Here is a 25,005-nt window from a genome sequence, read left to right on the forward strand (position 1 = left end):
CACAGAAAATCAGTTATTTACACATGATACATATGAAGGAAGTGATTTTTGAGGAGACGGGAAGAGCAATGGATGTACTAAAGGTACGGGAGGCTCCGATTCCCGAACCCAAACCCCTGGAAGTCCAGATCGAGGTTAAGGCAAGGAACATCAATCCATCGGATCTGATGTTTATCAGAGGGCGCTATGGTGTCAAGCCTGATCTTCCCAGCAGTGCGGGCTTTGAGGCAGCAGGTATAGTGAGCAAAGCTGATGCTGAGGGAAAGTTTCCGGTAGGCACAAGGGTGATGTTTACTTCACAAGGGACAAACATGGGCACATGGAGAGAGTATATCACGCTTCCAGTGAGGCAGGTTTTTCCAATGCCTGAAGGGATGTCTTTTGAAGTGGCCTGCCAGGCCTTTGTCAATCCTGTGACAGCCGTGGCCATGGTCAATAGATCTGGGCTTAAAGCGGGAGATTGGCTTTTAGTCACTGCCGGAGCCTCGGCTTTCGGGAAATTTGCCATACAGGTGGCTCGGAGTAAAGGAATCAATGTGGTGTGTACGGTCCGCCATGATGAGCAGAAAGCCTATTTGACGGAGTTTGGTGCCCAGTTGGTAGTCAATACGGAAAAAGAGGATTTGAAGCAGGCAATTTCCACCATAGTAGCTGATGGTGTGTCTGCTGTGTTTGATGCGGTGGGTGGAGAGCTAGCTGCCAATGCGCTAAGCTGTATCAGGCCGCTTGGGAAGATGTTTGTTTTTGGAGTGCTGAGCATGCAGGATTTGCCACTTAATACGGGGCTTCTGATTTTCAAGGAGATAACGATCGAAGGGTTTTGGCTTAGTAGTTTGCTGAAGCGGATAAATGATGAGGAAAGGGCTAAGCTTTATCAGGAGACCCAAGGTTTTCTGATGAGAAATGACACCAGGGCAGAAGTAGCAGAGAAGTTTCCGCTTACGGAAGTAAAGGCAGCTATAGAGGCTTACAATAAGCCTGGGCGAAACGGAAAAATCCTTTTGGTGAGTTAATTTCTCTGAAATAGTTCTTTATAAAAACAGGGAATCCTCATCTTTGCATTTCAAATCAAAAAAAACGGAAAAGAATGAATTGGGATACGCTGGATAAAGAGCTTACCGAAATAGTAGAAAAAAGAAATCAACTGGCATCCATGGATTACAGCGATGAGCGCTATGATGATCTGGAAGAAGAGCTCCATGACCTAGAGGATGATTTCAACGAGAACTATGAGGATAGACTTGAGAGTGAAATCGAAAAAATCCAGGATAAGTTACAGTCTGATACGGATATTTTGTTGCCCACTGCCTACATTGCCAATGTTTATAAGCCGCTTTTGCCTGATGCCAATGGCATCGTGAGCTACGAAGTCTCCGGGCAGCAAGGTGTTCCGATTGAATCAGAGCAATTTGATAAGCAGGATGTACGTGTTGTTTTGATCCCCAATCCCGCTAGATTTGTGATGCTGATCAACGGCAGGCAGCTTAAAGATCTATGGAGAAGTAGGTGATTTAAAAGTATAAAGAGTTAATTATCAAGATGTTAGGTTTTAGAATCAAGAATCTGGATTTAGGATAAAAGTAAATGGAAAGACCTGGTGAAGAGCCGGGTTTTTCTGTTTCATGTGGAAGAATTAAGTCAAAAGGGAATTTTGGTTTTATACACATTTATGTAAGTGAGGTTTTATTATATATTTAATGAATTCAAAAAGAGTAGTTATTACTGGGTTGGGAGCTTTGTCTGCTCTTGGGAATGATGTGAAGACAAACTGGCAAAACGCCAAAGAAGGTAAAAGTGGGGCGGGACCCATTACTTATTTCAATACAGAGAAATTCAAAACCAGGTTTGCTTGTGAGATCAAGGGGTTTGATCCTACAGTTAAGCTGGATAGAAATGAGATCAAACGATCCGATCTATATACTCAGTATGCACTTTACACTGCCGCGGAGGCGATGGAGGATTCGGGGCTGGAAGTTTCTCGGCTAAGTTCCCCATACGATGCAGGGGTGATTTGGGCCACCAGTCAGGGAGGTATGAATACCATAGAACATGAAATGAAGGAGTTCATAGGCAATGATCTCACCCCTCGATTTAACCCGTTTTTTATACCTAAGTTTCTTGGAAACATGGCGTCTGGAGTGATATCGATGAAGTATGGTTTTATGGGAGTTAATTATACGCCAGTTTCAGCTTGCGCCGCATCAAATAGTGCAATTATGGACGCTTTTAATTATATCAAGTGGGGAAAAGCTAAAGTTATCGTTACGGGAGGTTCTGAGGCTTCCATTACTGAGGTTTCCATTGGTGGATTTAATGCGCTAAAAGCACTTTCCAACCGCAATGACAATCCCACCATCGCGTCAAGACCTTTTGATGTGGAAAGAGAGGGATTTGTGATGGGAGAGGGGGCTGGAGCTTTGATCCTGGAAGAGTACGAGCATGCGAAAAAGCGAGGTGCTAAAATCTATGCCGAGATAGTAGGAGCCGCAATGACAGCTGATGCCTACCATCTAACCGCAACTCACCCTCAAGGTGAAGGTGCTTACCACTGCATGAAGTTTGCCCTGGAAGAGGCAGGTATCTCTATGCAGGATGTAGATTACCTAAATGCACATGCTACTTCTACACCTACCGGAGATTTAAGTGAGGTAAAGGCTATAGTAAGACATCTGGAAGGGGACTACTCGAAATTACATATATCCGGAACCAAATCCATGACTGGGCATTTGCTTGGTGCCGCAGGGGCAATAGAAGCTGTTTTATCCGTGAAATCAATCAACGATGGAGTTGTTCCCCCGACTATCAATACTGAAAACCTTGATCCATCCATTCCCCAAGGAGTGCAGATAGTCACCCAAACAGCCATACAGAAGAAAGTTAGAGTTGCCTTGAGTAATACTTTCGGTTTTGGTGGACATAATGCTTCTGTGATTTTCAAGGAGTTTGTTTAAAATTCCTAACCTTTGAGGTCTCAAAGGCCTCGAAGGTTTTTGTTTTTTCACCAAAGAGCACACGCAGGTTTTGCAAGGCACACAAATGCTTTATTCCATAACTCTTTCTTCCCAGGTCGAAATTTCATCGCAAAGGGCGGGCAATTATTTAAAACCTAACTTCATCCTTACCTTATCCAATAACTCCGCTCCCACAGCCTTTGCTTTCTCTTCCCCTGCAGCCAGCCTTGATTCGATTTCCTCAGGATGGCTCATATAGAAATCAAACAGTTCCCGTTCTTTTCGATACTTATCTATTATCAATTGTAGGAATTCTTTTTTAGCATGTCCATAGCCATAATTCCCCCCCTCGTAATTCGCCCGCATTTGCTTCGTTTCCTCTTCTGAGGCTACCAAACTATATAACTTAAAAACATTGCATGAATCGGGATTTTTGGGCTCTTCCATTGGAGTGCTGTCAGTCACAATACTATTTACATTTTTCTTAAGCGCTTTTTCTGGAAGGAAGATATCGATGAAGTTATTATAGGATTTACTCATCTTCTGGCCGTCTGTTCCGGGAATCGTCTTTACTACTTCATCGATTCTTGCTTCTGGCATAGTAAGAATATCCTCTCCTACTATCCTGTTGAATGTGGAAGCGATATCCCGGGTCATCTCCAGATGCTGCATCTGGTCCTTCCCCACAGGCACCAGATCGGCTGAATACAGTAGAATGTCCGCCGCCATCAAGACCGGATAGGTGAAAAGCCCAGCATTGACGTCTGAAAGTTTTTCTGCTTTGTCTTTAAAACTATGCGCATTTGCCAACATGGGAAACGGAGTAAAGCAGTTCAGGTACCACGTTAATTCGGTTACTTCCGGTCTTCTGGACTGGCGATAAAAAGTGGTCTGCTCTATGTCCAAACCAAATGCCAGCCAAGCTGCGGCTACAGCAAGTGTATTCTGCTTGCGAACTTCCCCATCCTTAGTAGTAGTAAGGGAGTGCAGATCTGCGATGAATATAAATGACTCTTGTTTGTTTTGCTTGATCAATTCTATAGCCGGCACGATTGCTCCCAGTATATTTCCCAGGTGTGGCCTGCCGCTACTTTGAATGCCTGTAAGTACTCTTGCCATTGGTCTGATTTTGCTGCAAATTAAGTAAATCAGCCTATAATACGTTTGAAATTATGCGTTAATTGCGGGCATGATCAGAACAGTGAAACTCCTACTACTCCTATTGATAATAGGCCTATTTCCGCAACTTGCACAGGCTCAGGATACTATAGCTCCTAGGTTGATCTGGGCAGTAAATAAGGTGGATTTTGGAACTGTTTTGGAAGAGCAGGGTTCCCAGATGGCAGAATTCCAGTTTACGCATACACAGGATTCCCTTTTTTATATAGAGACAGTAGTCACGGATTGCGGATGCACTACAGTTGATTACACGGAAGACACCCTGCGGGTAGGGGAAAGCGGCACCTTGCGGGTATCATTTGATCCCTCTTCAGGTGTTGGTCCTTTTTCAAGAATGATTGTGGTGAAGGGCAATCTGTTTGGGGTTCAGGATACCCTTTATATTGAGGGAAATGCGATCCCGAGAGCAAGTGATCCGGAAAGAACATACAGGACCCGAAAGGGGGACCTGGGTTTTCGACTACCTAAGATTAATGTAGGTGAGGTGTTTACCAATGTACCTAAACTAAAACAGGTGGAGGTTTATAATTTTGGTGACCAGCCCTTTTATAAAGACAGTCTAGCATATGCAGGTCCTGAATATATCCAGGTGGGCCAGTTGACGGATTCCATTATGCCAAAAGATAGGGGATTGCTTCAGCTTGTTTATGATGGTTCCGCAAAAGGAGACCTTGGGTATTTCGAGGATCAGGTCTCTCTTAACTGGCAGGATAGCACCACGTTCATCCAGTTAGAAGTGCTGGCAGATGTTTTTGAATATTATGCGCCATTTGCCAAAGATAACCTGAATCTGGTGCCGCAGCTGGTGGTCGAGCCAAAAGAAATCGATCTGAAGACCATCAAGTCCACTGCTGTTCAGGTAGAATATGTGGTGTTAAGCAACAGAGGGAAAGAGGTATTGGAAATCAAAAAAGTCCAAGGGAACTGCGACTGCCTGAAACTTGAACTGCCAAAAACTGATTTGGATCCTGGAGAGTCTATCCAGTTAAAAGTAGTCTTTGATCCCAAAGGAAGAAAGGGGATAGACCAGCGGAATATCTATGTTTTCAGCAATGATCCGCTCAATCCGGTCCAGTTGTTTTTGGTTAAAAGTAGGGTAGAATAAGGGGTATTGGGACAATTTGGTCATTTTTTCCAAATCCGGAATATTTTGATATTTTGTAGAATGGGGGAGGTGTTTTTGAGTTTTCCAACAATGATATTCTATATTGCTAATCTGAATTTTTATAAATGAAAAGACGTGTACTGTTTAGTGTCGGATTATTAATTTGTATGGTTTTCACCTCGTTGAAACCTATTGAGATATACCCCTTTCGCATATATCCCTATTTGCAAGTATATGGAAACAATAAGATTCAACTTACATGGTTTAGTAACTCGCTGGCAGAAAGTTCTATTAAGGTCATAGACGAAGAAGGAACAGTTATTTTCGTAGGTAAAGTTGACGCTGAGGCAGTTCCCGATATTTATTATACTTCACAGGAAAAAAATCAGAATATCAATGGGCTTGTGCAAGGAAGTTGGCTAGATACTGACCAGGTATTTCGATATAGATTTTATGTTGATTTGCCGCAAGGACGTAAGGTGAACTATACGGTCACACTGTCAGACTCTGATTATTCTGGGTCATTTACCACTCCAAAATCTAAGTCCAACTGGGATAAAATTAGATTTATCGCCTTAGCAGATTCTGAAACAGATCCAAAAGGTCGGGTAACAAATAGAGCTTGGTATCCCGGACAGCCATTATTTCGTCCTTTTTCTAACCCTATTTTGTGGAAAGAAAAGTTTGGAACCACTACAGAGCAGGGTATAGAGTTCCTTAATTATTTTCTCACGGAGGAAAAAGGATATAATGAAAATCTAAAAATAGTAGATTCAAGAAATCCTGATTTTATACTGATGCCCGGAGACTTGGTTCAGGGAGGTGGATATCAGCCGGCTTGGGACGAGTTTTTCAGGCATAATGCAGGTCAGGTTGGAAATGGATTGTCCAGATATGCGATTATTCCTGCGTTGGGAAACTGGGAAGCCTATGGCGGCATTAATGGCGGATATGGGACTAATGAAAAAGGTGAATTTATCCCTCTCGTGGGAAGGAAGCGTTTCCATACCTATTTTGAAACACCCACTGAAGACCCATTACAAAAGCATCGTCAAAGCTACTACAGAGTAGATTATGGGCCAGTGACGATTTTGACTTTGGATTCCAGTAATGGTACACCAGACCAAACAGCCGCTGATTTCGAAGGACAACCAAAACTCACTGGGAAGCAATTTAGTGTGCCTGGCACAGATACTCAGGAGAACTATAATCAAGCACAATATAACGCTGCTGGAGGAAATGATTTAAGTGGTTTTGGGCCGGGCAGCGATCAATATATTTGGTTGGAGGAAAACCTTAAAGATGCCAGTGAAAGTGGGCAATTGATCTTTGTACAATACCACCACATCGCTTACTCCTCTGGAGAGCATGGTGTACCTATGAATCATGAGCTTTCTGTGGGGCAGGTAGGTACACCGATGCGGGTTCTCAATCCAATCTTGGAAAGATATGGTGTAATAGCTGTTTTATCTGGGCATGATGAGTTGTTTGAAAGAAGTTTTGTAGATGAGGATGGGGACGGCAAGGGGATTATGTACTACGATGTAGGCGTAGCTGGGGATGGGATGCGGGGAGAGAAGAGAGACTGGTTCGGCAATCCATTCAATACACTGGATTATAATCAATACAGGAAATGGACTGCAGACCAAAGCGAACCAGAACAATGGGATTTGAGCGGTACGAATCCAGTCTTAACTGATGGCGGAAAACATTATGGGCATCTGGAAGTGAATTTAGAGAAAAGCGTGGAGGGAAATCAGGAATTTGCTTTAATCAAATTCACCCCGGTTTATGCTTTTCCGGTGATGGATCAAAATTACAACCTTCAAAGAATAGAGCGGAGAGTGTATAAGGATGAGGTGAGTATGAAAATTCCGTTACGCAAAGCCGTGTTTGTGCCAGAAGTAAAAGACTCAGTGTCGATATACCTGGACAATGATGGAAAAGCAAACCTAGCTTCAGCGGACTTTCTCAAAGATCAACCTGAAGAGGCAGCATCTTTCACTTTTACATCATCTCAAGGTTTTGAGTTTGATTGCAGGGATTTAGGGTTTAATCAAATCACTATCACCTCTACAAACACTAACTCAGGAGATAAATGGGATGATGAAGTCAGACTGTTTGTATTGGATACCATTAAACCTTATTTCACTTCAATATCAAAGACTATTGAGTTTGACCCTGTGGTCGGCAAAGTTGAATTCAGTAAGGATGACTTTGCCGATATTGATATTCAGGATAATTGTTCGGGAGATTATGGTATATCGTTTGGTAGATCCACGACTATAACCTGTGCTGATTTGCAGGAATTTTATGCAAAAGGAAGACTGGATGTTGATATCACTGTTTCGGACGAATCTAATAATGAATATACTGTACGCTCATTCATTACACTCAATGTCGTTGAATCGGCCAAGGTTTCAGTGACTGCCACTACAGAATCCCATGATGGTGATGCTGTGAAATTAACGTTAGGTTCAGAGTTCCCTTTTGAGGTAATAGGTTGGTATAGAGAAGAAGGGCTGATATCGTCCAGTTCTGATAAGCAGTTTACAGTAACCAAATCAGGTGTTTATAAAGCCAAACTTCTTCCAGTGAATGGCTGTGAGGTATTTTCTAAATCAATTGAAGTGATTGTTGATGGGGGTATCGAATGGCCTTCTGTGAAGGAGAAAACGGAACTGGAACTTCTTAAAGACGGTAAGGCAATTTTAAAGCCTGAACAAGTGTTTACTAAGTGGCCAATTGGTTCAGGGTTCACAGTAGAGTTGAGTAAATCTGTTTTTACCTGTGAAGACCTTTGGTCAAATTCAGTAGTTGTAAAGACAACTGACTCAAAGGGGACAGTTGCTGAAGAGGAAATTGAGGTGATAGTCAGGGATAGATCAAATCCTGTCCTAATCACCAAAAACGTAGAGGCAGTTGTTGATTTGTCCATAGGTAAAATAGAATTGAATCCAGAGGATTTTATAGCTTCTGTTGAAGATAACTGTGGAATCAAAGAAGTGAAGCTTAGCAGACAGTCTGTGGGCTGTGAAGATATAGGAAAGGAGATAACAGTAGAAGTGGGGGCTTTCGATATTGCAGGGAATGTCATGCAGAAACTAGCCAAAGTGGCTGTGAAATCTACCAATTCTAGGCCTGTGACAGTTAGTGGCCCTGTATCTATCTGTATTGGTAATGATCAAACACTCACACTGGAGTCCCAAGCCGATTTTGAAGTGATAAGATGGAGAAGGAATGGAACTGATATCAGTGGTTCCACAGACAAAAGCTTAGTAATAGAAGAGGGAGGAAGCTACCATGCTATTGTAAGATTTGCGGGTGGATGTCTTTTCGAAACAGGGAAATTCGAAGTGGAAACAATAGCAAAACCAAATGGAGAAATCGAGGAAGATGGAAATATCCTGAGGGCACCGGATGGAGAATTTACATATAAGTGGTTTAAAAATGATGTTGAAATCTCAGGGGCAACTTCCAGAACTCTGGAAGTACACGCTATGGGAGAGTATGCGGTGGAATTGACCAATACCGCTGGTTGTACCGCACGACTTGCTGCGGTGACAGTGACTATTTCAGGAATACTGCAGCCAGGAATTATACTTTCGGAAGAACTCAAAATCTATCCTAACCCTGCCTCTTCCCAAGTGGAGGTGCAAGCATTGGGTGATCTGGAATTTGCGGAAAATAACCTTAGGATCTATAATTCTTCAGGTAAAGACGTAAGTTCCATCATAGAAATCATCCGACAAAGCCCAAGCGCGGTTACATTAGGCATCTCACGATTAGCGGCAGGAACCTATGTGATTTTGGTGGAGAGTCAGGAAAACCGCATGTTTGTTGGGAAGTTGATGAAGAGATAAGGAATTCAAATCTGCAGTTCGTCTTAAATTCTGTTTTGATTTCCCGCAGATAGACGCAGAAAAGGTCGCAGATTCCAAGCAGATGATTTGAAATCAAAGTGCTGATAGTAATTTATTTAACTAGCTGTTGGGTCCAATTTCGGATGATTTCCGGTTGTAAGTCATCCAGTCTTTTTAGCTTAATATGACGCATATCTTTCCCAGTTCCCTCTAAAAGATTTCTGTGCTCTTTTATTTTTTCATAATTAAAAAAACCAAAAGTCAGATGTGCTTTTGAAGTTTTGAAATATGCAAAGTCCGAATCAGTGGAAAAAACCGGTCTGCTCCACTTAAAGTTTTCTACAACGGAAGGAACTTCCTTATGAATTATTAACCGGATTGCTTCCATGATCTTTCGTTGTTCTTCTGTTGCTTCAGAAATGTACTTTGTTACTTGCTCTTCCATTCTAATCATGTTTTTGGTTTTACATAGCCCAAGCAATTTGGGGCTTTGCGGTTTGGGGGAGTTTCGGAGTACCCCAGGGGATGCACTGATTTTAACTGTTTGGGCTTATGTTGTTAGAGATTTTCAGTCATCTTACCCAAATTGATTTTCTCACCTTTCGAAAACGTAAGTTCTCTTACAAATTCCATATTGCCCCAGAGATAATCATTCCCTTTTAGCCATTTTGTAAACCTCATTCTTGAGTTTAATTTTTTCATTTCTATGTCAGTTGCTTTTCGTTTTTCTCCAAGCTGTCCGTAAAGTTTAATGGCAGGATAACCGGTAAATTGACCTTTGAATAAGGATGTCAACCAGAAGGAGGTGCTACTGTTTACACCCAAAACACAAATATTTTTGTTGTTCTTACTATTTGAGGGAAGTTTTGTGAGGAATTTTTCAAAGTAAAAACCCGTCTGATCCCTGTTTAGAAATAATGAGCCTATAGGCGTTACAGTCGGATTGTCGTCTTTGTCAACCGAACCAATTGATACGTGAAAATTTGTCCTAAAACTTTTGTTGAAATGATTTCTTATTTCCGGCCAATGTTTTTGAATGTCCATTTTAAATGCTGATTTGTTGATAAAATCCCCACTCGCACCCTCTGCGTCACCCTCCGTGCCCTCTGCGGTTAAAAACCCAAAACCTCACACAAAAGCCGGGATCCCAGTAATCTCCTGACCAAGAATCAGCAAGTGGATATCATGTGTTCCTTCGTAGGTAATCACTGATTCCAGGTTCATCATATGGCGCATGATAGGATATTCCCCGGTGATTCCCATACCGCCATGGATCTGTCTGGCTTCCCGGGCGATATTGAGCGCCATTTCCACATTGTTCCGTTTGGCCATGGAGATATGGACAGTCTTGGCTTTGCCTACATTCATCATTTTACCTACTTTCCAGGCAAGTAATTGGGCTTTGGTAATTTCGGTGAGCATTTCGGATAGTTTCTTCTGTACCAGTTGAAAACTTGCGATGGGTTTGCCGAATTGGATACGTTCAGCGGCATATTTTCTGGCTGACTCATAACAGTCCATGGCAGCGCCTATCGCCCCCCAAGCGATTCCAAATCGGGCCGAATCCAGGCACATCAGTGGGGCTCCCAAGCCGGATTTGCCAGGAAGTAGATTCTCCTTTGGTACTTTCACATTATCAAAGACCAATTCTCCGGTGCAGGAAGCACGGAGGGACCACTTGCCATGGGTTTCTGGGGTAGAAAATCCTTCCATTCCTCGCTCCACGATCAAACCGTGGATTCTGCCTTCCTCATTCTTTGCCCAGACTACTGCAATATCCGCTTCGGGAGAGTTGGAAATCCACATTTTGGCACCATTCAGCAAGTAATGATCTCCCATATCTTTGAAGTTGGTGACCATGCCGCTAGGGTTGGAACCATGATCAGGCTCGGTCAATCCGAAGCAGCCCAGCATTTCTCCTGAGGCCAGTTTTGGCAGGTATTTGTTTCGCTGCTCCTCTGAACCGAATTTATAGATAGGATACATCACTAGGGAACCTTGCACAGAAGCCGTCGAGCGCATGCCCGAGTCACCACGCTCAATCTCCTGCATGATCAACCCGTAGGAAATGTAATCCAAGCCACCGCCGCCATACTGCTCAGGAATCTGCGGCCCGAAAGCTCCCACATCACCGAATTTTTTGACTATTTCGTTAGGGAAGTAGGCCTTTTGTGCCCAATCTTCTATGTAGGGGGAGATCTCTTTTTTGACAAAATCCCGGATGGAAGTTCTGATCAATTTATGCTCATCTGTAAGCAAATCATCCAGGTCTAAAAAATCAACACCTTCGAAGGTATCCTGCTTTAATGACTTTCGTATTTCAACTGACTCCATGTTATTTTTGGTTTATTAAAATGAATCTGTGACTTTTGTCGGGAATTTAACCCGCATTTTGCATTAAGTTTCGTTGTAGCCTGTCCCGATTTTTATCGGGGAGGGCTGTAATTACAGGAGAATCAGGCTGTTTTGAGACTGAATCATAGCAACAACTACGGTGAAGTCGAAAACAGTAACATAATGACTGGTTTTGAGGTAATTCCAGCCCGTAATAGAAAGGTCAATGCATAATTCGGGTTTTAAGCTCCCACCTTGATTCTAATTAACCAGAAATGGGGGTAAAATACTATCAATTCGTTTAAAAAATACAAATGGTGGAGTCCCGGTTTGATCCAAAAATATTAGAGAAAATAGAGCAGCTTCAGGGGAAGTTTAAAGCATCAGGCCAGGATCTGCTGTCCTATTTGGAAGGTCTGTTGTATTCGGATTATCTTACCTATTGGGATTATATCAATTTGGATGTATTGCTGTCATTGCAGCAGCCCAAAACATCTTTCAAGGATGAGAAAATCTTTATCATTTATCATCAGATCACTGAGTTGTATTTTAAGCTGATTATCTCCGAGATTGAACAAGTAGCGGATGAGCCTTCGGTCACTGATGGATTTTTAAAAGAGAAATTGCATCGGATCAATATGTACTTTGATCAGTTGATCAATTCATTTGCTGTGATGTGGAAAGGAATGGAGCGAGAGCAGTTTCTTAAGTTCCGGATGTCCTTACTTCCATCCAGTGGGTTTCAAAGTGCCCAATACCGGGAAATAGAACTGATGTCCTGTGATGCGTTTAATCTCCTGGCACTGAATAAAAGAGCTGATCCTGATTTTCATACGCCTACCGACGAGATCTTTGAAAATCTGTATTGGCAGCAGGGAGCAATCGAACTGGCTACCGGGGAAAAGACACTTACCCTCAAAAACTTCGAAGCCAAATATGGCAAGAGATTAATGGAGCTGATCGATTCATACCGCAGAAAAAATATCTGGCAGAAATATATAAGTATTGGAAATCCTTCCGATGAACTGGTAGAGTTGATGAGGCAATTTGATCTGAAGGCGAATGTTTTCTGGCCTTTGGCACATTATAAATCCGCTGTAAGGTATCTTCAGAGGGATCCTGTGGATATCGCGGCTACCGGAGGGACAAACTGGCAGAAATATCTCCCTCCACGATTCCAAAAGGTGATTTTTTACCCTGATTTATGGTCTGAATCCGAGCGGGAAGAATGGGGTAAAGGCTGGGTGGTCAAGGAGATTTTTGGGGAGGATTATAAGGTATAAGAGAAATATGGCTTATTAGTTAGTAGGACTGCTGCTGGTATTCCCTGTTAGGGCTTGATTGTAATCCTAGATTTCTAATTCCAGAATTTTACTGGCATCTTAGTAAATCAAGTGAAATCAAGATTCATGAGCAAAAAAACTGATTTGTCACAAGGAAGTTTGATACGGAGCCTTTTTACCTTGGCATGGCCAATTATCATGGCCAATATACTCCAAACTGCCTATCAGCTGATCGATACTTTCTGGCTGGGAAGACTTGGGGCAAATGCCGTGGCGGCTGTCAGCATAAGTTTTCCGATTCTGTTTCTAGTCCTATCTCTTGGGGCAGGCCTGACGCTGGCAGGTACGGTGATCGTATCCCAGTTCAAGGGTGCAGAGGATGCTAAAATGATTGACTTTGCATCTTCCCAGACTGTATTTGTTGTTTTTTTGATTTCGATATTTTTGGCTATAGTAGGATATTTCTCAGCGTCTCCATTGATGAGTTTGGTAGGGGCAGGGCCGGAAATATTGGAAGATTCGGTCACTTATTTTAAAGTTTCGTCTTTTGGCTTTGTATTCCTCTTTTTGTTTTTCGTTTTCCAATCCTTGATGAGAGGAATAGGCAATGTACTGTTGCCTATGTACATAGTCTTTGGCACGGTACTGCTGAATTTGGTGCTGGATCCCCTGTTTATTTTTGGCTATGGAAGTATAGCAGGCTTTGGGGTAGCAGGTGCGGCTATTGCCAGTATTGTCACTCAGGGTTTGTCCGCGGCGGCGGGGCTTTTTATACTCTTTAGGGGAAGGGAGGGAATCAAAATAAAGTTAAAGAACATGAGGCCTCAGTTTACCTGGGTTAAGCGTCTGTTTGAATTGGGTATCCCGGCGAGTTTGGAGCAGTCCTCCAGAGCAGCAGCCATGACAGTGATGGTGATGCTGGTGACAAGCTATGGAAGTGAAATAGTGGCAGCATATGGGATAGGGGCGAGGATTCTAAGTTTGGTCATCGTGCCAGCACTTGGGATGGGAATAGCCACGACTACTTTAATTGGTCAGAACATCGGTGCGGGCCAGATCAAACGAGCGGAAAAGATAGGTGACCTGAGCGCTACCGTTGCTTTTTTTGGACTTACAGCGGTAGGCCTGATGTTGTTTCTGTTTGCGGAGACGCTGACAGCTTTTTTTGTCCCGAACGATCCCCAAGTAATCAAGGATGGTGCAAGGTTTATCAAAATTATGAGTCTTAGCTTCGGTCTTCTGGGGGTACAACAAGTATTGAACGGGGTGTTCAACGGTAGCCGTTTTACCCAGGCGTCCATGTTGATTTCCATCTTTAGTCTATGGGTGGTCCGCTTTCCGGTAGCTTTTGTGCTCTCCCATAAAACTGACCTGGGTTTTGAAGGTATCTGGTGGGCATTTCCGATTTCCAACCTGGTCGCTGCACTTGTCGCGTTCTCTTACTACAAAACCGGGTATTGGAAAATCAGAACCTTCCGCAACAGAAAACAATGGTTGGAGTCAGGATTAGGTTAGGTAAATTGTTTTGCCATCGCCTTAATCGTATCTGAGAAAAACGCCAAAGTGTGGAAAGAGCTCGGAGGCCAATAAATTCCTGACTTCTATAGCTACAATGCTCTGATAAGAATGGAACTAAGGGTGAAAAACGACAAAATGTGTCTGATATGCGATTGGTAGTTCTTTATTAGCTGAAGAGGTTTTTGGATGAGCGGAAAATTAACTTTCTTCGCCTTCGTAATTTTTGTAAACACAATGACCTGGCAATTAATCAAAGACGCCTTGCAGGGCAAGGAGCAGGATTTTACTAGTCTTACCCTGAAAACAGCCATTTTCATTCTTGCGATTCCCATGATTCTGGAGATGATGATGGAGTCTGCCTTTGCTGTGGTGGATATCTTCTTTGTGGCAAAATTGGGAGAGCATGCCATCGCCACTGTAGGGCTGACGGAATCAGTGATTGTGCTGGTATATGCCATGGGGTTTGGGATAAGCATGGCCGCTACGGCTTTGATATCAAGAAGATTTGGGGAAAAGGATTATAAAGAAGCAGGCGCGGCGGCTTTCCAGCTGCTAATAGTTGGGGGTGCAATATCGATTATCCTAGGGGTGCTGGGCTGGATTTTCGCGCCGGATATTTTGGGATTGATGGGAGCTGAGGCACAAGTGATCGAGACGGGCGTGAATTATACCAGGATCATTTTTGCCGGCAATACAGCGATTATGCTTCTGTTCTTGCTTAACGGTGCTTTCCGTGGGGCCGGACAGGCCCATCATGCGATGCGGTCACTTTGGATCGCCAATGGCTTGAATATGATATTGGACCCGGTTATGATTTTTGGTATAGGAAGCTGGGATGGTTATGGTCTGGAAGGCGCGGCTATTGCTACCACTTTTGGAAGAGGGGTAGGTGTCGTGTATCAATTATACCATCTGTTCAATGGTAAGCACAGGCTAAAGATCCTCAAAGAAAACATCATGATTTCCTGGGAGATCATAAAAAAGATAATGGAGATCGCCGTTGGTGGAATGGGGCAGTTCTTGATTGATTCGGTGTCTTGGATAGCCCTAACCCGGATGAATGCTGAGTTTGGATCAGCTTCCTTAGCCGGTTTTACCATTGCTTTTAGGATTTTGATTTTTACACTTTTGCCAGCATGGGGTTTGTCAGGTGCAGCGTCCACATTGGTAGGACAAAACCTGGGAGCCAAGCAACCTGATCGCGCTGAAAAAGCCGTTTGGCTGACCACTAGATATACCGTGGTCTTCATGGCTTCTGTCACCGGGATTTACCTTTTGTTTAACCAACAGCTTGCGGGGTTCTTCACGGATATTCCGGAAGTACAGCAAGTGGCAGCCCAAGGGCTTTGGGTAGTGGTGTTGGGTTATGTCTTCTTCGCTGTTGGGATGGTATTGACGCAGGCATTTAACGGGGCTGGGGACACCAAAACCCCCGCCTGGATCAATATCGGGGTTCTGTGGTTTATTGAAATCCCACTGGCGTATGTGCTTGCTTTCCCGTTTGGACTGGCGCATCTGGGGATATTTATCTCCATCGCATTTAGCCATAGTTTCCACTCTTTGGTTGCTCTTTTCTTCTTTAAAAGGGGTAATTGGAAGTTGATGGAGGTGTAATTGCTTGTCCTCACGTTACGATTTTCATAAATTGGATGTATAGCCATGCTTGGCAATGAAAATGAATAATACTAAAATTTGATTTATAACCATAACCCCAAACACGATGACTACAATTAACACTTACTTGACTTTTGAAGGAAATTGCGAGAATGCCTTCAATTTCTATCGTACTGTTTTTGGAGGAGAATTTGCCCATGTAGGGAGATTTTCTGATATGCCGGAAGATCCAAATTATCCAATCTCTGACGAAGCCAGAAATCAAATCATGCATATCAGTTTGCCGATCAGCAAGGAATGCGTGCTGATGGGAAGTGACACCGGTGGACATGGTGGGCCGTTGACTGTTGGGAATAATTTCTCACTTTCAATAAATACGGATTCCAAGGAAAAAGCGGATACCTTTTTCTCTCAACTTTCCGCAGAAGGGAAAGTGACGATGCCCATGGACAATACATTTTGGGGGGATTATTTTGGGATGCTTACAGATAAATTTGGAATAAATTGGATGATCAGTTTTAATGAGGCTGCCCAACAAGGGTAAACTGGCATTAGGTTTTGTTTTGTATAGCCGGGGAGTTTGATTCCCAGCTATTTTAGGGCCTGCTTAAAAACGCCAGCAATAGATTAAAAGCTTTCATTTGGAATGATTAGCTTGTTTTTCATGCGAGCGGTTTTTCAGCAAGCCCTATTTAGTGGAAGATTGGACGATTGCATACGTCCTTGGTATTAGGTACATCAAGCCCTGCTTTCCGATTAGTGTTTTATGATTCTAGAAGCCTGGGCATTCCTGTAAGTTTAAGGTTAGTGCAGTCCTTAGCTTTTTTGGCCTTTTTTCTGACAGAGGACTGTGTCAGATCGTAAGTTCTAGACCTTATTTCTTTGTAAGGTATTTTTCAGGCATTTTAGCCATGAGCCAGCGTGGATGGGCTCTTTGGGAAAAGGCCGCCAAAATCCTGTATAAAACAGACATCTGAGCACAGACATGTTTTATCCGATTTAAAAAGCCTGGCATTCGGCTAATTAGTAGGAACCTTGGCTGCCTTTAAATGAAAATTCCATATCAAAAAGTCATTTTTGTTTTAGTATTTGTAAGGAAACAGGAGGTTTATTCAATAAATATCTTATGTCAATCGAGTTGACCATGTTATTCTAAAATTAATTTTACTTAGTTTTAGACACATGAAGTTCTATGTCAGCAGTTAAAATATTAAACAAAACGCTATGAATTACTCTTTACTAAGAGATGAAGAGTTAGTTGATCGTTTAGTAAATGAAGAAGATGAGGATGCCTTTCAGGAAATATACAACCGCTATTGGAAACTAATATTTTTACAGGCGTACAGAAAGATTGGAAGCAAGGAAAAAGCGGAGGGGCTTACCCAAGATCTATTCATGAGCTTATGGGATCGAAGAAATATGGTAGGCATCCAGCATCTTTCAGGCTGGCTGAACCAGTCCATACGTTATGCCATCATTAATTTTTACAAATCCCAGGTTGTAAAGGAAAAGTACAGGCAATTTGCCAAAAACCATACTAATTCTTCAGAGAGCAGTAGCGATCATTTGGCCAGACTGAATGAATTGTCGGAAAGTATAAGACTTGCCATGGATTCTCTTCCGGAAAAGACGAGGATGGTCTTTAAAATGAGTAGGGAGGAAAACAAACCGGTAAAGGAAATAGCTGACCTGTTGGACCTTTCCGAAAAAGCGGTAGAATACCATATCAGTCAAAGCCTTAAGAAGATGAGGATTTATCTAAAAGAATACCTGATGGTGATTCTCTTTTGGATCTTCAAAACTTGGTAGTCGATCACCTGTTTTCCATCCAATCAAATTCCTGTATTAGCCCAAGAGGAATAAATTCAAAAAAAAATCACAAAAATATCATGTCGTGTTTAGGGATAGGCTAAGTCTGATTGACTATACACATGAACTGAGCAAACTATGAGCAGAGATTACCTTCAGAATTTACTGGAACGCTACCAATTGGGCAACTGTACCGATGAAGAACGGGCAATCGTGGAAGAGTGGTACGATTCCCTGGGCAAAAAGTACAATTTACCGGAAATAAGTTCAGAGGAATTGGAATCAATTGGGGAAATGATGTGGGCTCGTGTCATTGGTGAATCTGCGTCTTCATCAAAAAAGCAAATTGAGCCAATCAACCAAGTTCGTGCTGTTAGACTGTGGCCGAAATTTGTGGCTGCCGCGGGAGTGGTCGGTATTGTTATATGTGCGGCATTGTTGTTCAATGTTGTCTATAAACAATCCGATGTCACACAGCAAGAACGGATAGCGGCGATTGCCGAGCCTATTACGAAGGAAAACAGAACCGACTCACTTATGATTGTGGAGATGGAAGATGGAAGTAGGATAACCCTTCATACAGGAGCCAAAATAATTTATCCTAAAGCGTTTGAAAAGGATAAAAGAGAGATCTTTTTGTCGGGAGAGGCATTTTTTGAGGTGAGCAAAAATACCGACAGTCCATTTTTCGTGTTTTCCAATAGTTTGATTACCAAAGTAATTGGGACTAGCTTCTATGTAAGGTCAGGGGAATCTCCAGAAAGTGAAGTGGAAGTGGTCACGGGAAAAGTGCTGGTCACCGCAAATAATCAAGGCGTGTCTGCAAGTGATGCCAATAAGGAGGTTTACATCACACCAAATCAAAAAGTAATCTTCAATGAGGAGTCAAAAGAATTAATCCCTGCAATAGTTGATAATCCAAAACCACTCAAGAGCGCACAAGCCCTTGTCGAGTTTGGGTTTAATTATAAAAATGTACAGTTACAGCAGGTTTTGAATGATATTGAAGTAACCTACGGGATAAATATAATTCCCGACGATTCAAGAATATACAATTGCACCTTTACAGGCGATTTAAATGATGAAAACATGTATTCCAAACTTGATTTGATCTGTCAATCCACCGGAATGTCATATGAAGTAAACAACCTCAGCATCATCATCAAAGGGAATGCATGCAGCCTCTAACCTAATAAATCTATTATTCTCATGAAACAGCAGACTATGTAAACACCGCTACTATCCCCCTAAAACTTAACAGATATACCTGATTCTTTTCCCTCATAGGATCAGCTGAGCGTAGATAAAAAACTGGCAATGCCCTAACATTGCCAGTCAACTACTACCTGATGGTAGGATATTGCCCAAGTTAATTTTAGAACAACGACATTACAAATATATATGAAAAAAAAGCAGCATTTTGCTTTAAAGGATATTTATTATAAGATATCCATGCTCTTGATTATTGCCATTACATTCTCCATAGAAGTGGCAGATGGACGAGTATTAGATAAAAGAATTTCTATTTCATTGCATAAAGTTGAGTTGGTTGACTTTTTGGAAAGCCTTCAGTCTATGGCAGATGTTAGGTTTGTCTATAGTCCATCGGTCATTCCTGTCAATGAAAAGATCTCTCCGAAATTCAATAGGCAAAAGCTGAGTGAGGTACTCAGCGTGACCTTGTCTGATTTTGGAGTCGATTACAAAGAAATGAGCGGACAACTTGTTCTTTTTAAACATAATCCGGAAGAAAAGAAAGATGGGGAAAAACCCTACATTATCCCGCTCAGCTCACCCCAATCTAAAATCCTTTCCGGGAAAATTACCGATGTGAGAGGAGAGGGAATTGTAGGGGCCACTATCATGCTGAAAGGCACCAGCATTGGAACAACCACAGATATTGATGGATCTTTCAAGTTTTATATTCCCGACGATCATGAGGAGGGTTTTCTGGTGGTTTCTTTTATAGGTTACAAACCCCAGGAAGTGAAAATCGGAGATCAAAGTATTTTTCAGATTACACTGGAAGAGGAGATTGGCCAGTTGAGTGAAGTTGTGGTCAATGGTTACTCTGAGATCAGGAAGGAATCGTTTACAGGAACCACAGTCACCATTTCAGGAGAGGATTTGAAGCAGGCTAATCCCACCAATATCCTTGCCGCCATTCAATTGTTTGATCCTTCTTTTAGGGTGTCGGAAAACACTTCTTTAGGATCCAATCCCAATGCTTTACCGGAAATCACCGTCAGAGGCTCCACAGGTTTACCCAGCAATACTTCTGAATCTACCGATGATTTCAATTTGAGCAAAGCTTCATTGCTCAATAATCCAAACCTCCCCACTTTCATTTTGGATGGTTTTCAGGTGAGTATTCAAACTGTTTTTGATCTTAACTATAACCGCATTGCATCTATCACTTTGCTGAAAGATGCGGCTGCTGCGGCTATTTATGGTTCCCGTGCTGCAAATGGAGTAGTAGTCATTACGACCAACCCTCCTGAGGAAGGGAAAATTCATGTGACCTATACCGCCGATGTAAATATCAGCGGACCAGACCTTTCCGTGTACCAGTTGCTAAATGCTGAAGAAAAGCTGGAATATGAGCGATTGGCAGGACTATATAGTACCAGTACCAATACTAATGGTAACAGCCAGAATGAATTGGATTTGCTCTACTATCAAAAGAAGAAGAATGTGGTCAGTGGGGTGGACTCCTACTGGTTGTCCGAGCCTGTAGAGACCTCAATAGGGAGTGCCCACTCCATTTATGCAGAGGGAGGTTCCAACACGATGCTTTATGGAGTGACAGGAAGATATCAAAAAATGAAAGGTGTCATGAAAGGGTCTGAACGAAACCGGTATGGAGGGGATTTAAGGCTTACTTACCACTTGAAAGATAAAATCACCTTTAACAATCAGCTGTCGATCACGATAACAAAAAGCCAGGAGTCTCCTTATGGAAGTTTTTCGGATTATGCGAGAATGAATCCCTACTACCCCAAAAAGGACGACAATGGCAATGTTCTTCAAGCAGTGGACAGCTGGCAGCGCCGAGAGGCCAGTGGCACACAGGTGCAGGATGTAGTGCTGAATCCTGCATACAATGCTACCCTGAGCAATTCTGACGTTGAGAATTACACTCAGATCATCAATTCGTTTTCCACTATATACCGAATTACACCGAGTCTGCGCATGCAAGCACAAATAAGTTTAAATCGGATATTATCGGACAGGGATAGATACCAATCACCATTTAGTAATGAATTCTATAACTATACCGGTGATGCCTTGAAAAATAGGGGAAGGTATGATTATGCGGGGGCAAATGAGACTTCTATAGATGGGAATTTTGTGGCCTCGTATAATAAGGCTATTGGAGACCATTTTTTCAATGCCTCTCTAGGGGGGAACTGGAGAACCTACAGTTCTGAATTCAAGAGCTTTACGGCTACCGGGTTTATAAGCGACAGATTCACAAATATTTCTTTTGCCAATCGCTATGAGGAAAATGCTTCTCCTAATGGAGATAGGTCTGTAGAGCGATTGCTGGGATTATTTGCCAATATTAATTACTCTATAAAAGATAAGTATCTCTTTGACCTGGCCACCCGGATTGACGGTTCGTCAAAGTTTGGAACCGAAAATAAATATGCTCCCTTTTGGGCTGCCGGTATTGGTTGGAACATGCATAATGAGGATTTCTTGTCTAATAGGTCTTTTATCAATAGACTAACGATAAGGGCCACAACCGGCGTTACCGGTGAGGTTTCTTTCCCATCGTACATGTCCAAAACCACTTATGAATACAGAAATGATTGGTATTCGACAGGAGTGGGTGCCGTGAGTCTGGGTTATGGCAATGAGTCGTTGAAATGGCAGAGAACACGAAACTATGACTTGGGTGTAGAGCTTTCGCTTTTCAATAATAGAATCTACCTGTTGCCGAGGTACTATTATAGAAGTACCGAGGATGTTCTGGCAGATATCATCGTTCCGACATCTGTGGGTTTTGGTTCATACAAGGCCAATCTTGGCGTAATGGAGAACAAAGGTTTTGAGTTAATGCTTAGAACCAATGTGATACACGGATCGGGAGGCTGGTTTGTAGGGCTCTTTGCCAATATTGCCCATAACAAGAACACCATCAAGAAAATCTCTGAATCGCTCAAGAAGTACAATGATGAAGTCGATGAAGACCAGGGAGGAGCGCCATTGTTGAGGTTTAGAGAAGGAGAGTCGTTGAATACCATATATGCGGTTCCTTCTTTGGGTATCGACCCTGAAAACGGAAGAGAGCTGTATGTGAAGCGGGATGGGACAATCACTTATGAGTACGATGCCAAAGACAATGTACCGGTAGGCGATAGTTCACCTATAATCGACGGCTCTTTCGGTACCAATATCTCATATAAGAATTTCTATCTATCGGTTAATTTTTACACCAAACTCGGAGGGGATCTCTATAATCAGACATTGGTGGATCGAGTGGAAAACGCCGATCCGAGATACAACGCAGATAAGCGAGTGCTGTCGGAAAGGTGGCAAGAGTCGGGAGATGTGGCATTCTTCAAGGATATAGCGATCAGGGAAAACACGAATGCCTCCTCACGGTTTTTGCAGACGGACAACGCCGTAGAGTTGCGTTCGGTAAATCTGAGCTACGAAAGTTATGGTAAACTGGCTAAAGACCTGAAAATGCAGAGCCTGAAATTCACGGTAACCATGAATGATATCTGGAGATGGGCACCTGTGAAGTTGGAACGTGGTATCCAATACCCGTTTGCAAGAACAGTTACATTCTCAGTTCAGGCCAGGTTCTGATCAGCACCCGGATCAATCGAAATAGACAGAAGAATTTATACTATCAAAAACATTGAAATGAAATCGACACGATTAAAATCATCATTAAAACACATAGTGCAATGATTATTTTAATCGTCAAAGATTCCATCTGACCAATTAAAAACAAAAAATATGCAGATGAAAAAATACCTGATATTATTCTCGGGCCTGCTCATTTTCTCTTCATGTGCGGATTATCTGGATGTGAGACCGGAGTCCCAAATTGAAAAAGAGGTGTTGTTCAGTACGGAACATGGTTTTTTTGAAGCACTTAATGGTGTTTATGTAAGAGGTACCGAAGGCGATATATATGGCAATGAACTTACTTTCGGTTCTCTTGACGTTTTGGCCCAGAATTATTCCATGACCAATGGTTCCAATACCTTGGCTGAAACCTATGCCGAAACGGCTGAATTCAACTACCTGGACAATTCTTTTGTAACCAGGAAGAACAGCATCTGGAATGGATTGTACAATGCTATTGGGAATAGCAACCTCATTCTTGAAAATATTGATGAAAGAGAAGATGTGTTTACAAATGCGCTTTATGCCCCATTGATTAAAGGTGAAGCCAAGGCACTGAGAGCTTACTTGCATTTTGATTTGCTGCGATTGTTCGCACCGTCCTTTTTCAGTAATCCTGCAGCTCCTGCTATTCCTTATGTGGTCAATTACTCTACCGAGATTACACCTCAATCCACCGTGTCTGAAGTGTTGGACCTGATCATTGAAGAGTTGCTTGAAGCAAGGACTTTGTTGGAATCTGATCCGATTTTAACAGATAGCTATGTGGTAGGCTACACCTACAATAATGATTTTGATGGCCTGCCCGATGATGGATCCAATGAAGAACAGGGCAACGATCTGTTTATTCAAAACAGAAGGCACCGAATGAATTACTACGCTGTTTGTGCGGAATTGGCAAGGGTGTATTTGTATAAAAACGACAAGGTAAATGCACTCAGATATGCGTTGGAAGTCATTGAATCAGGCAAGTTTCCGTGGACAGATAAAAATGATTTTACAGCAGATGACGATGAACTCAAGGATAGGGTTCTTTATAAAGAATTGATTTTCGGATGGTATATACCGGCCAGGGAAAACGATCTGAGAAGCAGATTTGAAAATATTGCCACCAGTACGGCTATCGTATCCGCAGAAGGAAATATCCTCTATGAAACAGGCGGTGTAGGCGCAGATGATTTCAGGTTCAAAGAATGGATGAAGCAAGAAAGTGACGGGATAACCACAAAACTGCTGCTTATGAAATTCAAGCGGGACGGAAATGCAAATCTACACAGTTTGATGGCCCCTGCATTGCGTTTGAGCGAGATGTATTATATCGCTGCGGAATGCAGCTTTGATTCCGATCCGGAAAGGGCATGGGGATACTTCAATACAGTTAGATTTAACCGAGGTATAGGGACGGAGATTCATAATGAAACTGATTATGAATTTTTTATATCCGAGCTAATCAAGGAGGCTCGCAAGGAGTTTTATGGAGAAGGCCAGATTTTTTATATGTACAAGAGATTGAACCGGGATATCATGGCCCAGTCTGGAGGGACTATTTCTGCCAGTGATAAGGTGTTTGTTTGGCCTATGCCTGATGATGAAATTGTTTTTGGAGACAGAGATTGATATATAAACGAACTTAACATGACAAGATATTTAACCTTACTTATTCTAGCATCTATCTCCTTGTTTTCATGCCGGGACGAGGATGAGCTTTTGTACCGGTCTCCTGACAATGTTTTCTTTAATTTTGATGACGAAAACACGAATGACCGAGATAGTGTTTTTTACACATTTGCCTATAATCCGGAGTTGGGATCAGATACGGTTTTCCTACCAGTCACCATCTCGGGAAAAAGGATCCCTCATGACAGGAAATTTTTTGTGTCTGTGGTCGATTCAGCGACTACAGCCGTCCCAGGCACCCATTATGAGCCGTTGGAAGCCTACTACCTCATGCCTGCGGACTCAGGACAAACACACATTCCATTTATTATGTATAGTTCTGACCCCATTCTTGCGGATACTTCAGTGTCAGTCAGTATGGTACTTCGAAGTGGTGAGGATTTTGGGGTTGGTTTCCCTGACTTTATTGCCGCCAAAGTAGTGTTTTCCAATAGACTGGAAAAACCGGAATGGTGGGATTTGTGGGTTGGTCAGTTGGGGGCTTATTCCCGCACAAAACACCAGCTTTACTTGATCGCTGTTGGGAATCAGGATTTGATCTCTTCCTATGCAGACTATCTGTTTATTCCGAGAAGCCTTTTTTTAATTGATCAGCTAAGAAAGTTTATCAATGACCCATTCAGTTGGGCTGAAGCTCACTCTGACGAATATTCCTTGGAAAAGGTAAATGACCAATTGTACTATTTCTATAGTATATCAAACCCTGACACAAAATATGAATTGACATATTATCCTGATGATGCGAAGTTTTATTTCTACAATGAACACAATCAACGGGTGACTATAAATTAAATACATTTTGGAAG

At 42.4% G+C, this 25,005-nt stretch carries 18 protein-coding genes; 14 read left to right on the forward strand and 4 right to left on the reverse strand.

What is annotated here, in order from left to right; genetic code table 11:
* The first annotated feature begins 23 nt into the window (after positions 1-23).
* The 3 genes from LZF95_RS07900 (at position 24) to fabF (ending at position 2,951) form a co-directional block, all read left to right on the forward strand.
* Positions 24-1,013 carry a zinc-dependent alcohol dehydrogenase family protein gene (locus LZF95_RS07900; protein WP_306422298.1) on the forward strand — a complete coding sequence of 330 codons (990 nt, stop codon included), beginning with the start codon at positions 24-26 and terminating at the stop codon, positions 1,011-1,013.
* Positions 1,014-1,087: 74 nt separating this feature from the next.
* A complete protein-coding gene (locus LZF95_RS07905) occupies positions 1,088-1,510 on the forward strand; it encodes a hypothetical protein (protein ID WP_233754439.1) in 423 nt (140 codons plus the stop codon).
* 187 nt (positions 1,511-1,697) lie between these two features.
* On the forward strand, positions 1,698-2,951 hold the full coding sequence (fabF, locus tag LZF95_RS07910) for a beta-ketoacyl-ACP synthase II (RefSeq protein ID WP_233754440.1): 1,254 nt from the start codon (positions 1,698-1,700) through the stop codon (positions 2,949-2,951).
* Positions 2,952-3,095: 144 nt separating this feature from the next.
* Here fabF and trpS read toward each other — a convergent pair whose 3' ends face one another.
* Positions 3,096-4,070: a tryptophan--tRNA ligase gene (gene trpS / locus LZF95_RS07915; protein WP_233754441.1), complete on the reverse strand. Its 975-nt coding sequence runs from the start codon at positions 4,068-4,070 to the stop codon at positions 3,096-3,098.
* Positions 4,071-4,140: 70 nt separating this feature from the next.
* On the opposite strand from trpS, the gene LZF95_RS07920 reads away from it, so the two are divergent.
* Both LZF95_RS07920 and LZF95_RS07925 read left to right on the forward strand, forming a co-directional pair.
* Positions 4,141-5,235, forward strand: a complete 1,095-nt coding sequence (locus LZF95_RS07920; protein ID WP_233754442.1) for a DUF1573 domain-containing protein — start codon at positions 4,141-4,143, stop codon at positions 5,233-5,235.
* Positions 5,236-5,402: 167 nt separating this feature from the next.
* Positions 5,403-9,098, forward strand: a complete 3,696-nt coding sequence (locus LZF95_RS07925) for a T9SS type A sorting domain-containing protein (RefSeq protein WP_233754443.1) — start codon at positions 5,403-5,405, stop codon at positions 9,096-9,098.
* 112 nt (positions 9,099-9,210) lie between these two features.
* Here the strand turns inward: LZF95_RS07925 and LZF95_RS07930 are convergent, their stop codons facing one another.
* The 3 genes from LZF95_RS07930 to LZF95_RS07940 form a co-directional block, all read right to left on the reverse strand.
* Positions 9,211-9,543 carry a DUF1801 domain-containing protein gene (locus LZF95_RS07930; RefSeq protein WP_233754444.1) on the reverse strand — a complete coding sequence of 111 codons (333 nt, stop codon included), beginning with the start codon at positions 9,541-9,543 and terminating at the stop codon, positions 9,211-9,213.
* A 113-nt stretch (positions 9,544-9,656) separates the two neighbouring features.
* On the reverse strand, positions 9,657-10,142 hold the full coding sequence (locus LZF95_RS07935) for a hypothetical protein (RefSeq protein ID WP_233754445.1): 486 nt from the start codon (positions 10,140-10,142) through the stop codon (positions 9,657-9,659).
* 84 nt (positions 10,143-10,226) lie between these two features.
* On the reverse strand, positions 10,227-11,432 hold the full coding sequence (locus LZF95_RS07940; RefSeq protein WP_233754446.1) for an acyl-CoA dehydrogenase family protein: 1,206 nt from the start codon (positions 11,430-11,432) through the stop codon (positions 10,227-10,229).
* A gap of 314 nt (positions 11,433-11,746) precedes the next feature.
* Here LZF95_RS07940 and LZF95_RS07945 point away from each other — a divergent pair, with 314 nt between their 5' ends.
* The 9 genes from LZF95_RS07945 to LZF95_RS07985 all read left to right on the forward strand — a co-directional run bounded on the left by LZF95_RS07945 (position 11,747) and on the right by LZF95_RS07985 (position 24,991).
* Positions 11,747-12,715: a tryptophan 2,3-dioxygenase family protein gene (locus tag LZF95_RS07945; protein WP_233754447.1), complete on the forward strand. Its 969-nt coding sequence runs from the start codon at positions 11,747-11,749 to the stop codon at positions 12,713-12,715.
* Positions 12,716-12,841: 126 nt separating this feature from the next.
* Positions 12,842-14,230: an MATE family efflux transporter gene (locus LZF95_RS07950; protein WP_233754448.1), complete on the forward strand. Its 1,389-nt coding sequence runs from the start codon at positions 12,842-12,844 to the stop codon at positions 14,228-14,230.
* 237 nt (positions 14,231-14,467) lie between these two features.
* Positions 14,468-15,847, forward strand: a complete 1,380-nt coding sequence (locus LZF95_RS07955; RefSeq protein ID WP_233754449.1) for an MATE family efflux transporter — start codon at positions 14,468-14,470, stop codon at positions 15,845-15,847.
* 106 nt (positions 15,848-15,953) lie between these two features.
* Positions 15,954-16,391 carry a VOC family protein gene (locus LZF95_RS07960; protein WP_233754450.1) on the forward strand — a complete coding sequence of 146 codons (438 nt, stop codon included), beginning with the start codon at positions 15,954-15,956 and terminating at the stop codon, positions 16,389-16,391.
* Positions 16,392-17,071: 680 nt separating this feature from the next.
* Entirely contained in the window at positions 17,072-17,656 is a 585-nt protein-coding gene (locus LZF95_RS07965; protein ID WP_233754451.1) for an RNA polymerase sigma-70 factor, read from the forward strand.
* 138 nt (positions 17,657-17,794) lie between these two features.
* Complete coding sequence (locus tag LZF95_RS07970) at positions 17,795-18,844, forward strand: FecR family protein (RefSeq protein WP_233754452.1); 1,050 nt, start codon at positions 17,795-17,797, stop codon at positions 18,842-18,844.
* A gap of 213 nt (positions 18,845-19,057) precedes the next feature.
* Positions 19,058-22,477 carry a SusC/RagA family TonB-linked outer membrane protein gene (locus LZF95_RS07975; protein ID WP_233754453.1) on the forward strand — a complete coding sequence of 1,140 codons (3,420 nt, stop codon included), beginning with the start codon at positions 19,058-19,060 and terminating at the stop codon, positions 22,475-22,477.
* Between the two features lie 159 nt (positions 22,478-22,636).
* Positions 22,637-24,139 carry a RagB/SusD family nutrient uptake outer membrane protein gene (locus LZF95_RS07980; protein ID WP_233754454.1) on the forward strand — a complete coding sequence of 501 codons (1,503 nt, stop codon included), beginning with the start codon at positions 22,637-22,639 and terminating at the stop codon, positions 24,137-24,139.
* 18 nt (positions 24,140-24,157) lie between these two features.
* Positions 24,158-24,991 carry a DUF4843 domain-containing protein gene (locus tag LZF95_RS07985; protein ID WP_233754455.1) on the forward strand — a complete coding sequence of 278 codons (834 nt, stop codon included), beginning with the start codon at positions 24,158-24,160 and terminating at the stop codon, positions 24,989-24,991.
* Positions 24,992-25,005: the final 14 nt, after the last annotated feature.

This window comes from Algoriphagus sp. AGSA1 (genome assembly GCF_021390545.1).
Taxonomy (GTDB): domain Bacteria; phylum Bacteroidota; class Bacteroidia; order Cytophagales; family Cyclobacteriaceae; genus Algoriphagus.